The organism is Halorussus sp. MSC15.2 (assembly GCF_010747475.1).
Taxonomy (GTDB): domain Archaea; phylum Halobacteriota; class Halobacteria; order Halobacteriales; family Haladaptataceae; genus Halorussus.
Genome location: NZ_VSLZ01000001.1, coordinates 749,936 through 762,156 on the forward strand (window position 1 = coordinate 749,936; position 12,221 = coordinate 762,156).

The 12,221-nt window shown below is 65.9% G+C and carries 9 protein-coding genes and 1 pseudogene; 3 read left to right on the plus strand and 7 right to left on the minus strand.

Annotation, left to right across the window (positions count from 1 at the left end; translation table 11 throughout):
* The first annotated feature begins 977 nt into the window (after positions 1 to 977).
* Complete coding sequence (locus tag FXF75_RS22395; RefSeq protein WP_240334540.1) at positions 978 to 3,299, plus strand: CARDB domain-containing protein; 2,322 nt, start codon at positions 978 to 980, stop codon at positions 3,297 to 3,299.
* A 243-nt stretch (positions 3,300 to 3,542) separates the two neighbouring features.
* On the opposite strand, the gene FXF75_RS03950 is transcribed toward FXF75_RS22395, so the two are convergent.
* The 7 genes and pseudogenes from FXF75_RS03950 to FXF75_RS03980 form a co-directional block, all read right to left on the minus strand.
* The gene (locus FXF75_RS03950) at positions 3,543 to 4,091 is read right to left on the minus strand and encodes a peptidylprolyl isomerase (RefSeq protein ID WP_163520227.1); all 549 of its coding nucleotides are present in this window, start codon (positions 4,089 to 4,091) and stop codon (positions 3,543 to 3,545) included.
* Positions 4,092 to 4,198: 107 nt separating this feature from the next.
* Positions 4,199 to 4,672, minus strand: coding sequence for a helix-turn-helix domain-containing protein (locus FXF75_RS03955; protein WP_163520228.1), 474 nt, complete (start codon positions 4,670 to 4,672; stop codon positions 4,199 to 4,201).
* A gap of 86 nt (positions 4,673 to 4,758) precedes the next feature.
* Positions 4,759 to 5,810: pseudogene (locus FXF75_RS03960) on the minus strand (ABC transporter ATP-binding protein).
* Positions 5,803 to 7,101, minus strand: a complete 1,299-nt coding sequence (locus FXF75_RS03965; RefSeq protein ID WP_163520229.1) for an ABC transporter ATP-binding protein — start codon at positions 7,099 to 7,101, stop codon at positions 5,803 to 5,805. The pseudogene FXF75_RS03960 and the gene FXF75_RS03965 overlap by 8 nt, the downstream one beginning before the upstream one ends.
* Positions 7,101 to 8,168 (minus strand): ABC transporter permease, encoded by a 1,068-nt coding sequence (locus FXF75_RS03970; protein ID WP_163520230.1) that lies wholly within the window; start codon positions 8,166 to 8,168, stop codon positions 7,101 to 7,103. The genes FXF75_RS03965 and FXF75_RS03970 overlap by 1 nt, the downstream gene beginning before the upstream one ends.
* On the minus strand, positions 8,168 to 9,154 hold the full coding sequence (locus tag FXF75_RS03975; RefSeq protein WP_163520231.1) for an ABC transporter permease: 987 nt from the start codon (positions 9,152 to 9,154) through the stop codon (positions 8,168 to 8,170). Before FXF75_RS03975 ends, FXF75_RS03970 begins: the two co-directional genes overlap by 1 nt.
* 39 nt (positions 9,155 to 9,193) lie before the next feature.
* A complete protein-coding gene (locus FXF75_RS03980; protein WP_240334488.1) occupies positions 9,194 to 10,834 on the minus strand; it encodes an ABC transporter substrate-binding protein in 1,641 nt (546 codons plus the stop codon).
* A gap of 131 nt (positions 10,835 to 10,965) precedes the next feature.
* Between FXF75_RS03980 and FXF75_RS03985 the strand changes: the two genes are divergently transcribed.
* Both FXF75_RS03985 and FXF75_RS03990 read left to right on the plus strand, forming a co-directional pair.
* Positions 10,966 to 11,616 carry a reverse transcriptase-like protein gene (locus FXF75_RS03985; RefSeq protein WP_163520232.1) on the plus strand — a complete coding sequence of 217 codons (651 nt, stop codon included), beginning with the start codon at positions 10,966 to 10,968 and terminating at the stop codon, positions 11,614 to 11,616.
* Positions 11,617 to 11,679: 63 nt separating this feature from the next.
* On the plus strand, positions 11,680 to 12,192 hold the full coding sequence (locus FXF75_RS03990; RefSeq protein WP_163520233.1) for an HPP family protein: 513 nt from the start codon (positions 11,680 to 11,682) through the stop codon (positions 12,190 to 12,192).
* Positions 12,193 to 12,221: the final 29 nt, after the last annotated feature.

Sequence of the window (12,221 nt, forward strand, 5' to 3'; positions counted from 1 at the left end):
GCGGCGAAGCCATCTACCACCTCGCTCACCAACTCGGTGAGACGACCGGAACCACGTTCGACGTGAACCAGAGCGCGTTGACCGAGAAGAACGTGACCTACTACCGGAACCGGCGCGGCGGGTCGTACGACGTCACGCTCTCGGCGACGGCCGAGTTCCCCTACGACTGGCACTACGACCACCTCATTACCGACGGCATCGGCGACCGCCGTCACCAGACCATCTACCTCAACGACGAGGTCGTCAACCACGGCGTCGGTGCCACGTCCGAGGAGAGTGTCACCCCGTCGTGGAACCTGAGTACCAGTTACACCGCGAACTTGGGCGATATCCCGGTCAGCCAGACCGTCAACGAACACCCCTACACCGGACTGATGAGCCTGTTGGCGAGGGACGGGAAGCTGGCGTACTACGTCGAGACCCAACTCGACCAAGGCTTTCACGGGTTCGAGGACGCGGGCGAGGAGACGGTCCGCCTCGCGCTGAACGGAACGACCGTGAGCGAGACGAACACCACGAAACGGTCGGTGTTCAACGTCACGGAGTTCGACCTCAACCCGAACACTGACGTCGAACTCACCGCCGTCGGCCGCAACGACGTGACTCCGCTCTCGACGCGGACGGTGACGACGTACGAGGCGACGTACAACCCCTACGAGGACTTCTCACCGCCGGACGTTGACTCGGCCGACGTCGCCGGACTGACGGCGAACAACACCGCGGACGACACGCTTCGCGTTCGGTTCGCCACCGACGCGGACGCCACGGGCCTGTCGGCGCTGGTGGCGAACGACGCGAGCACCGTCCCGTTCGAGGACGCGACGGGATGGACGAACGCGTCGGTCCAGAAGGTCCACGAGTCCGACTACTCGACCGTCTACGAGGCGACCATCGACCTGAACGAACCCTTCGGCCAGTACGTCGGGCGAATCGACCTCGCGGTGCGTGTCACCGACGATAACGGGAACACGGTCGAGATGACGACCTTCGACGCGGTCCGCGCGGACGCGAAGAAACCGGCGGTGTCCGTCACCGCCGCAGGGTCGGGCGACGCGCCGACCGGCGTCTCGAAGTCGATACACACGAACGGGACGGTGACGTTCGAGTTCGACGCCGACGGGACGCCCGGTAACGCGAGCTTCGTCGGGTCGTCGCTCTCGGCGGACTTCACGAACTTCCGGACGTGGAAGGAAGCGGCGCGGACCGACAGCGGGACGTGGACGGTCACGCACGACCTGACCGACCTCCCGGACGACGGGAACTACACCCTCGGAGCGGTCGCGGCCGACCGACTGTGGAACGTGAACCTCACCGAGACGCCCGTGACGGTCGTCCTCGACCGGAAAGCCCCGGACCTCGGTGCGACCGTCGAGAAGGTCGGAAACGAGGGCGAGGTGACGCTCACGAGCGACGAACCGCTCCGGTCGGACTCGGTCTCGGCGACCGTCCAGAAACCCGCCGGAAACACCGCAGAGGTCTCGCTGGCGCGGAACACGTCCGCGGACGGTTACGTGTGGAACGGGACGTTCGCGCTCGGCGAGGACGGCACGTACAACGTGACCGCGAACGCGTCCGACCGCACCGGCAACTACGGGACGACCAACTCGACCGCCGAGATACGGACGGTCAGCACGAACGGCGACAAGACCGTCACGGTCGTCCTCGAAAAGTCGGGGCTGTTCGTCCGGTTCACGACGAACCAGTCGGGCGTCGACAGCACGGTGTCGCTCACGGAGAGTCGGTCTGCGCTCGCACCGCTCTCCCGGAACCTCGCGGGACTGAACTTCCTGAACGGTGAACTTGGGAAGAACCTGACCCAGCACCTCGACAACGCCACTATCGGCATCCCGGTGAAGGACTCGACTCTCCCGCCGGGCATCGACGAGACGCAGGTGGACATAAGCTACTACAACTCGTCTACCGGCGACTGGGAGGTCCGGAGCACCTCCGTCGAGAACAAGACGGTCAACGGGACGACCGACACCTACTGGGTGACGAACGTCTCGCACTTCTCGACGTACGGTGCCGTGGCCGACGACCAGAAGGCCCCGTCGCTCGACGCCAAGTCGCCCGACGGCCAGACGTTCGATTCGGGGACCACCCACAAACGAGTGACCTTCAACTACAGCGACGACATCAGCGGCGTCAACGCGAGCGCGGTCGAACTCTACTTCGACGGCGAGCGCGTCACCGACGCCGACGCGACGAACGTCACCGGGGAGTACGCGACGTACAACGCGACCAACTTGAGTTCCGACAGTTACCACGCGACGGTTACCCTCGAAGACGAGGCCGGTAACACCAAGAACTACACCGCGAGGTTCACCATCGAGCAGCAGAACAGCGGCGGTGGTGGCGGCGGTGGCGGGGGCGGCGGCGGGAACGTGCCACCGCCGGCGGTTCAGGAGACCGTCACGGAATTGAACGAGACCTACGCCAAGGCGAAGATAACCAGTGCCAGAGCGTCGAGCGGGGGCGTCGTCTCGTTCGACGGCGGTCTGCGGGCCGGAGACGCCACCGTCCGGAAACTGAAGGTGGTCCCGAAGAGCGCCGACGCCGAACCGCGGTTCTTCGTCGAGGCGCGAACGTCCGGGTCCGCGCCGAGCGGGGTCGCGGCCTTCGAGGGAGCGAGCGAGACGCTGGGCTACCTGACGGTGACGCCCACGTACATCAGCGACGACGAACTCGACACCGTCGGGGTCACGCTCGGCGTGGACGCCGCGAGGGTGGACTCGCCGAAGAACGTCGCACTGTATCGCTACGACGACGGCGAGTGGTCGTCGGTACAGACGACGTTCCTCCGCGAGCGCGACGGGCAGTATCGGTACCGAGCGTCGAGCGCTGCCACCGGGACGTTCGCCGTCGGCGTCGAGGCGTCCTCGTTCGAGGTCGTCGAGGCGACGCTCGGCGCGTCCTCGGCGTCCGCGGGCGAGGAGGTGACCGTGTCCGCGACCGTCGAGAACGTCGGTTCGAGCGAGCGGACCTACACCGCCGAACTGACGGTGGACGGTGAGGTCGTCGCGACGAAACAGGTGACGCTCGCGGCGGGCGAGCGGACGACCGTCGAGTTCGCCCGGACGTTCGACGCGGGCGAACACCGCGTCGCCGTCGGTTCGGCGAGCGCGGGCACGCTCGACGTCGCCGCCGAAACGTCTGAAGGGGCGCTCGACGACGGCCAGAATCAGGGCACGAAGGAGGGCGCGAAGAGTTCCGGTTCCGGCGTCCCCGGATTCGGACTCCCCGCGACGCTGGTCGCGTTCCTCGTCGCGGCGCTACTCGCTCGCCGACGCGAGTCCTGAGCGCCGCCGAGAGCGGTAACGACTCCTCTTTTTTGTGCGGTACTCGCGACGGCCAGTTGCTAGCGTTTATGTAGAAAGACGGGACGAATCCCGACCGGACGCTTCGTGCGGTTGCGAGCAGATAGCTGACGAGTCAGTCAGCACTGTCACCGCGGCGGTGTCGCGGCGCGGCGGTACCGCCCCTACCTCGTAACCGCCAGTCCGACTACTCCGAAAGGACTGTGCCGAGAAAGAGCGACGCCGTCAGTCGTGAATCTCGACCGATTCGAGGACCACGTCTTCGTTGGGGTTGTCGTTGTGGTCGGTCGGAATCGAACCGATTTCGCGCACCACGTCCATCCCGTCCACGACCTCGCCGAACACCGCGTGGCGGTCGTCCAGATGCGGTTGGGCGTCGAGGGTGATGAAGAACTGCGAGCCGTTGGTGTCCGGGCCGCTGTTCGCCATCGAGAGGATGCCCGCGCCGTCGTGGCGGAGTTCGTCGTGGAACTCGTCTTCGAACTCGTAGCCGGGGCCGCCGCGACCGGTCTCGGTCGGGTCGCCGCCCTGAATCATGAAGTCCTCGATGACGCGGTGGAAGGCGACGTCCTCGTACAGCGCGTCGCCGCGGACCTCGCCGGTCTCGGGGTCCTCCCACGTGGGAGTGTCCGGGGCGGGGTCGTCGTTCGCGGCGGGGTCGTGTTTCGCCAGTTTGACGAAGTTCTCGACGGTTCTGGGCGCGCGGTCGTCGAACAGTCGAACCTCGATGTCGCCGTGATTCGTGTGGAGCGTCGCGGTCAAATCGTCTGCCATGGTTCCGAGGAGGGTCGCCGGATAGAAAACGGTGCCGGACGCGCCTCGGCGCTCTTTGCGGACCGGAACCCCGCGTAGCTACTGTGACGCGTCGAAGGACAGCGGTCTCACTTCAGGTCCACGTCGGCGGCCGCTTCGAGGCAATCGACGACGCTCGGTGACTCGACCAGACGAACGACCCCGTCGTCGTGTTCCACGATACCGGCCTCCGTCAGTTTCGGCAGGTGAATCCGGAGGAGTTCGGCGTGGGACTTCTCGACTTCCTCGGGCGTGAGGACGGCGGGGGTCTTCTCGGTCGTGGACGCGGCCAACAGTTCGGCGAGTTCGGTCACTGCCATCGGCTCGTCGGCCCGAACGAGGTAGTGACAGACGCATCGCCGGCGGTGGTCCGAGAGCGCCCGGAACACCGAGTCGAGCGACTCGCTCTCGCTGGCGACCGGTAGTACGTCGCTCTCCGAGACGTGCGTTGGGGAGACGGCCCCCCGATTGTGGTCTTGACTCATAACTATCGTGAGGACGCTCGCGGTGTGAACGGCGTCGGTTGTGGTTCTCGTCCACGCGCTCTCCGATTGGAGAGACACACCGGGCGTCGTACCGTAGTTCGACAACGACGTTGACGGAGAAAAGGGTACTGCCCGACTATTCAGGTCGAAGGACAACGCGACCGTCAGTCGTCGGCCGTCGTTTCGGCCGTCTGCTCGTCGTCGAGGGGCGGACTCGACCAGTACTCGTGGTCCTCGACTCGCCGGAAGCAGGCCGCGCGGTGGTCCTCGTCGCCTTCGACTTCGTATCCGTCGGGGTCCTCCTTGGCACAGGCCTCGCGGGCGTACGGACAGCGGGTGTGGAACCGACACCCGGAGGGCGGGTTCCGCGGCGAGGGAACGTCGCCCGCCAGCGTCTCCACGTCGCGGCCCTGCTCGCTCGTGTCCGCGCGCGGGACGCTCTCCAGCAGCGCCTCGGTGTAGGGGTGGCCCGGGTTCTCGAATATCTCGTCCACCGGACCGATTTCGACGATTTCGCCCAGATACATCACCGCCACGCGGTCGGAGATGTGCCGGACGACGCTCAGGTCGTGGGCGATGAACAGGTAGGTGAGACCGAACTCCTCCTGCAGGTCCTCCAGCAGATTGAGAATCTGGGCCTGCACCGACACGTCCAGCGCCGACACCGGTTCGTCGCAGACGACGAAGTCGGGTTCGAGCGCCAGCGCGCGGGCGATGCCGATGCGCTGGCGCTGACCGCCCGAGAACTCGTGGGGATAGCGGTCCATCTGTCCGGCCGACAGGCCCACTCGTTCCATCAGTTCCGCGACTCGCTCGCGGCGCTCGGCCTTCGTGCCCAGACCGTGAACGTCGAGCGGTTCGCGCACGATTTCGCCCGCGGTCATCCGCGGTCGAGACTGGAGAACGGGTCCTGAAAGACGACCTGCGCGCGCTCGCGGAACTCGGTCAGGTCGCCGTTCTCGAAGACGTTCTCGCCGTCGAAGTACACCGCACCGCCGGTCGGTTCGCGGAGGTTGAGCAGGGTCTCGCCGGTGGTGGACTTCCCGCACCCCGACTCGCCGACCAGTCCGAGCGTCTCGCCCTCGCGGACATCGAAGCTCACGCCGTCCACGGCCTGCACGCTCTCGGGTTCCTTGCCGAGCAGTCGGTCCGTGAGGTTGTCCTGCTCGTAGTAGTACTTCTGGAGGTTCTCGACGCGGACGAGCGGGTCAGTCATCCGCGCTCACCTCCTCGGTCCGGGACTCGTCATCGGACTCGGGGGCGTCCTCGCTCCGGAAGTAGTCCTCCGGCAACGCCCGCGAGGGGTCGTACTCGTGCCGGGCGAGGACGCACCGCGCGCCGTGTTCGCCGGTCTGGGTCCTCTCGTCCCGGGACTCGCCGGAGCCGGCGGTTTCACCGCCTCCTTCTCGCGACTCCTCCGGAGTCGCGCCAACCTCGAACTCCGGCGGGTGGTCAAGACACTCCTCCATCGCTTTCGGACAGCGGTCTGCGAAGTAACATCGGTCCTCCATCTCGTCGGCGTAGAGGTTCGGCACGTTGCCCTCGATGGGTTGGAGGCGCGGCGCGGGGTCGTCCAAGTCGGGAATCGACCCGAGCAGTCCCCGCGTGTAGGGGTGGACCGGGTCGTCGAACACGTCTTCGAGCGTGCCGCGTTCGACGATTTCGCCCGCGTACATCACGCCGACTCGGTCGCACATCCGCGCGATGACCCCGAGGTTGTGAGTTATCATCACGATGCTCATCCCGGTCTCGTCCTGCAGGTCGCGCAGGAGGTCGAGAATCTGGGCCTGAATCGTCACGTCGAGCGCGGTGGTGGGTTCGTCGGCGATGAGCAGGTCGGGTTCGCCCGCCAGCGCCTGCGCTATCATCGCGCGCTGGAGCATCCCGCCGGAGAACTCGTGGGGGTACTCGTCGGCGCGCTCGGCGGGGTCCGGGATGCCGACCTGTTCGAGCAGGTCGATGGCCTCGGCGCGACTCTCCTCGCTGACGTACCCCCGAGACGGGAGGACCGTACTCGCGAGCAGGTCGGTCAGGCCGAACCCTTGGGTGCGCGACCGAGTCGTCCGCGGGTTCGAGCGCGCGCGGCGCTGGACCTCGACCGCCTCGGCTATCTGCTCGCCGACGGTCAACGAGGGGTTCAGACTGCTCATCGGGTCTTGGAAGATAGTGCTGAACGACGGCCCGCGGAGCGCCCGCCGGACGTTCTCGGGCACTCGGCGCACGTCCACGAACTCGCCGTCCACGGCCTCTGGCGTGTCGTTCCGGACCTCGTCGGCGAGGTCGGCGTTTCGGTACCAGACCTCGCCGCTGGTGATGCGGCCCGGCGACTCCACGAGGTCGATGACTGAGAGCGCGGTCACGCTCTTGCCCGACCCCGACTCGCCGACGATGCCGAAGACCTCGCCGTCGCGCACGTCGAAGTCCACGGACTCGACCGCGTTGACCTGTCCGTCCTCGGTGAAGAACCGAGTCGAGAGGTCCCGGACGCGGAGGAGGTCGTCGGCCATCAGACGCCACCTCCCTCGCCCTCGATGCCGGGGTCGAGCGCGTCACGGAGCCAGTCGCCCACGAGGTTGATGCCGATGACCGTCAGCACGATGGCGATACCGGGCACCGTCGAAATCCACCACGAGGAGGCCAGATAGTCCCGGCCCTGCGCGATGTCGAAGCCCCACGAGAGGCTGGTCCCCGAGAAGCCGAGGAACGACAGCGCGGATTCGAGCAGGATGATGGCCGCTATCTGGATGGTCGCGAGCACGAGTATCGGCGTCACGCTGTTGGGCAGGATGTGCTTGCGAAGGATGAACCCGTCGCCAGCGCCCACCGAGCGGGCGGCCTTGACGTACTCTTGGCCCTCGATGGAGAGCGCCTCGCCGCGGGCGACCCGTGCGAACCACACCCAGTTGACCAGTCCGACGACGAGGATGACCGTCCCCGGCAGCGCGAAGGTCTCGGGCATGTTCGGCGTGACGCCGAGTTCGACGAGCGGGTCGGGCACCTGCACGACCGCCCTCCCGAACAGGCCGACCAGCGCGACGGCCAAGACGAGCGACGGGAACGCGAGCATGATGTCGGCGCTCCGCATCAGCGCGTCGTCCACTTTCCCGCCGTAGTAGCCCGCGACCAGTCCCACTGTGACGCCGACGCTGGCGGCGATGACCGTTCCGAGGAGTCCGACGAGCAGGGAGGTCCGCGCGCCGTAGATGACCCGCGAGAGCATGTCCCTGCCGAGCGAGTCGGTTCCGAGCGGGTACTTCGGGGTCGCCGAGACCGTGACCGTCTCGTTGACGACCTCGACGGACCCGTTGACCATCTGTGAAGTGGTCTGGGTCGTCGTCTTACTGAACCCGAGAGGCGGCAGTTGGGACTCGTCGAGGTGCTGACTCGTGGGGTTGTGCGGTGCGAGCAGGGGCGCGAACAGCGCCACCAGCACGATTGCGACCACGACGACGATACCGATTTTCGCCAGCGCGCTCTGGCGAAGTTCCTTCCGGAGATTTCGGACGGTCCGCGGAGAGACGCCCCGCTTGAGTCCGTCCCAGAACAGTTTGGCGAGTTCATCGAAAGGCCACATTAGTGAACCACCTGCGGGTTGATGTAGGCGTACAGCGCGTCCACGAAGATGTTGATGACGACGAATCCGGTGCCGATGACGATGAGCGACCCCTGAATCAGCGGCCAGTCGCGGGCGTTGATGGCGTTGATGAGCAGGGTGCCCAGTCCGGGCCACGCGAAGACGGCCTCGGTGATGACCGCGCCGCCGATGAGCGTGCCCAGTTGGAGACCCAGCACGGTGACGACCGGAATCAGCGTGTTCCGGAGCGCGTGCTTGTACCGGACCAGCGTCTCGGGCAGGCCCTTCGCGCGCGACGACCGGACGTAGGGCTTGCCGAGTTCGTCCAGCATGCCGCTCCGGGTGAGGCGCGTGATGAGCGCGGTGAAGTACGTCCCGAGGGTTATCGCCGGGAGCGTGATGTGTGCGAGCCACGTGACGAGTCCGGAGAACTCGAACTCGGTGAACAGCATCGCCACCGCCGGGAGGAACCCGATTCCGCGGCGACTGGTCGGGAACAGGCCGAACTGGACCGACAGAATCAGCACCAGCATGATGCCGAGCCAGAAGTTCGGCGTCGAGATGCCGACCAGCGAGAAACTCGTCGCCGCGTAGTCGGCGGGTTCGTGTCGGCGCGTGGCCGAGACGACGCCCAGCGGAATCGAGATGACGACCGCGACGATGCTCGCGGCGACTGCGAGTTCGAGGGTCGCCGGGAGTCGGGCGAAGATGATGCTGCTCGCTTCGGTGCCGCGGATGTAGGAGTAGCCCATGTCGCCCTGCAACAGGCCCCAGAGGTAGTCGAAGTACTGGACGTAGAACGGTCGGTTCAGACCCAACTCCGTGGCTATCTGCTGGCGTAACTCCTGACTTGCGTCGAGCGGTGCGACGAACGTCACCGGGTTACCCGGCGTGATGTATCGTAACCCGAACACCACGGTCACGACGCCCCAGACGACCAGTATACCCTGTGCGCTACGCTTGAGCAGGAATCGTCCCATCGACATCAGGCATCACTCCGTCGAAACGAAAACATCGGTTGAAGCTTACTGACCTTCGGCCGGTGACATCGCGTAGGCGTCGATGCGCTCGTCGCGGCGCGCCTTCCACTGAACCCGGCTGCGCACGCCGTAGACGCTGTACTGGCGGTTCAGGAATATCCACGGCGCTTGGTCGTGGAGAATCTGGTTGACCTCCTGCAGCGTCTGCTCGCGCTTGCTCTCGTTGCCTTGGTTCTGGGCCTGTTCCATCTTCTTGTCCACCTTGTCGTTGCTGTAGGAGGTCAGCGCGCCGTCGGTGGTCAACAGCGGGATGATGGTCTGGCTCGCGTCGAACGTCGCGTTCCCCCACCCGATGAGGTAGAAGTCCGGACTCGTCTTCAGTTTCCCGTCGGTGAGTTCGCCCGCCAGCGTGGCGAAGTCGCGCTGCTTGACCGAGCAGGAGACGTTCGAGAGCTGGTCTATCTGGTTGGCGACCGCTTGGGCGATTTCCACGTCCTTGAGGTAGCGACCGACCGGCGTGTGGAGCGTGATGGAGGCCCCCGCGTGGCCGCTCTCCTCGACCAGTTTCTCCGCCTTCGACTTGTTGTGCGGGTACGGGTTCACGTCGGGGTTGTAGCCGAAGAAGCCTTCGAGGGTCGGCTGCCCCGTCGGGTCGGCGAAACTCGACAGGACGTTCTTGATGATGCTCTGGAGGTTCACTGCGTGGTTCATCGCGCGGCGGAACTTCGGACTGGAGAACGGTTCCACGTTGTACTTCATCGCGTTGTAGATGATGCGGGTACTCGGGGCCGCGCTGATTCGGGCGCTGCCCGAGTCCTTGACGCGCGGGATGTCCTGCGGCGGAACGTTGACGATGACGTCAGTTTCGCCCTCCAGCAGTTGGTTCACCCGAGTACTCGACTCCTTGGCCGCGCGGAACGTCAGCGTCGAAACCGCGGCCGGGTCCCGCCAGTAGTCCTCGTAGCGCGAGAGTTCGACCTTCACGTCCGACTGGTACTCTTCGAGTTTGAACGGGCCGGTCCCGTTCATCTGCTGGGCTATCTCGGACTTCGACCGGTCCTGCACCCACGACTTCTGCATCACGTCGCAGTACGTGGCGAACAGCGAGAAGACGACGGGGTTGATGCCGTCGGACATCACGTCCACCGCGCGCTGACCGTCTACGACCTTCGCGCCCGTGACGCCGGCGAGTTGGTCAGACTGCGGACTCGCGATGCCGACGCCCTCCTTGACGATGCGGTTGATGCTGAAGGCGACGTCCTCTGGCGTTAGCTCGTCGCCGTTGTGGAACGTGACGCCATTCCGGATGGTGAACCGGACGCGGCCCGGTTCCTGTCGCTCGTACTTGGTCGCGAGCTTCTGGACGATTTTCCCCTTCTGGTCTCGGCCGAGGAGTCCCTCGTAGACGTGCAGAACCACGTTGTCCGTCGGCGTCTCGCGGTGGTTCTGCGGGTCCAGTGTCGAGGGCATCTGGCCCTGCGTGATGGTGACCGGGAACTCCCCCGCGTCCTCGCTCTGGGTCGTGTCGGTCTCTGTTCCGGTGGTTTCGGCCGTCGTCGTGTCCGTCTCGGTCGTCGTCTGCTGTCCGCTCTCGCCGCCGGTACAACCAGCGAACGAAGCGGTCGCGGCCGCCGCCCCGGCGGCCGTCAGAAATTTCCGTCGAGACGTGCTGTCGTCGTGCGCCATATCCACTACAACATCTACTTGGACATAAATATGCTGTGGTGACACACACCATTCGCCGCGCTCGAGGTTCGTTCGTCGGTCCGGAGGGTTCGGGCCGTAAGCTTAAGTTGTCCGGACCCGAAACCGTAAATATGGCCGTTCACGGCCGTTCCTCCCCACTCCGGGCACTGTTCGACGAATCGCCCACGCCGCACATCGCCCATCCGCCGCGGACGCATCACCGCGATTTCTACGTCGCCGCGGACGGTTCCTACGACCTACAGAGCGACGACGGTGGACTCGGCGTCATCATCGAGACGCGAGACGGCGAGCGAGTCACTCGTCTCTCCGTTCCCGACGAGACTGTCGCCGACAACAACATCGCCGAGTACCGAGCGCTTCACCTCGGACTCGACGTACTCGCGGCCCACGCGCCGACGGGGTGTCGCGTCGGCGTCCTCGTGGACCACGACGACCTCGCCGCGAACGTCAACAGCGCGGCGCTGGCGACCCGTCGGACCGACCACACGCCGCCGCGAAAACTCACGGTCCCGACCGCGAGCAAGTACCACTGGCGCGGGATTCGAGCGCGCATCTGCGGGTTCGGCGAGATTCGGGCCGCGGTCGTCGAGAGCGGTCAGAACCCCGCCCACGCGCTGGCCAACTCGCCCGAGGAGTACGCCCACGTCAACCGCGAGACCGACCGGTGTCTCCTCCCCGAACGCCCGTCGTCGAGCGAGGCCCAGATTCCGCCGCCGTCGCGGGCCGACCGGAAAGCCGGCGACTCCCGGGCGAGCGACTGACCTGACAGCCAACCTGTCGCGTAACCGGAAACGATACGGACCGCGGCTACCTCGGGTTCGAACATGAACGCCCGCGACCTGATGACGACCGACGTAGAGACGGTCCACCCCGACGACGAGATAAGCGAGGTGCTGACCCGTCTCGCGACCGCGGACTTCAACGGGTTCCCCGTCGTGGACGACGACGAGCGCGTGGTCGGTATCGTGACCCAGCACGACCTCGTCCACATCTTCCAACCCAGCGACCGGACGCTCTGGATTCCGGTCGGATTCCCGCCGTTCCTCGAAACCCTCGAGTACGCCATCGACCTCTCGTGGGACGACCTCGACACGGAACTCGACCTGTTGAAACACGCCGGAAAGCCGGTCGAGACCGTGATGACCGCCGACGTCGTGACGGTCGAACCCGAGACCGACTTCGACCGCATCCTCGACCTGTTGGCCGACGACGAACGCGACATCAACCGACTCCCGGTCGTCGACGACGACGGCAGACTGCTCGGTATCGTCGCCCGTCAGGACGTGCTTCGAGCGGTCCGCGACGAGCGCCGGACCTCCGGAGAACGCCTCGCGTAAGTCGGTCGAGAAGTCGGTAACCGGCAAAC

Excerpts from the sequence above, each read along its gene's own strand:
- FXF75_RS22395 (WP_240334540.1), top strand. The coding sequence starts at position 978 with ATGACGACCTTCGACGCGGTCCGCGCGGACGCGAAGAAACCGGCGGTG.
- FXF75_RS03990 (WP_163520233.1), top strand. The coding sequence starts at position 11,680 with ATGAACGCCCGCGACCTGATGACGACCGACGTAGAGACGGTCCACCCC.
- FXF75_RS03980 (WP_240334488.1), bottom strand. The coding sequence starts at position 10,834 with ATGGCGCACGACGACAGCACGTCTCGACGGAAATTTCTGACGGCCGCC.
- FXF75_RS03970 (WP_163520230.1), bottom strand. The coding sequence starts at position 8,168 with ATGTGGCCTTTCGATGAACTCGCCAAACTGTTCTGGGACGGACTCAAG.
- FXF75_RS03950 (WP_163520227.1), bottom strand. The coding sequence starts at position 4,091 with ATGGCAGACGATTTGACCGCGACGCTCCACACGAATCACGGCGACATC.
- FXF75_RS03965 (WP_163520229.1), bottom strand. The coding sequence starts at position 7,101 with ATGGCCGACGACCTCCTCCGCGTCCGGGACCTCTCGACTCGGTTCTTC.
- FXF75_RS03975 (WP_163520231.1), bottom strand. The coding sequence starts at position 9,154 with ATGTCGATGGGACGATTCCTGCTCAAGCGTAGCGCACAGGGTATACTG.
- FXF75_RS03985 (WP_163520232.1), top strand. The coding sequence starts at position 10,966 with ATGGCCGTTCACGGCCGTTCCTCCCCACTCCGGGCACTGTTCGACGAA.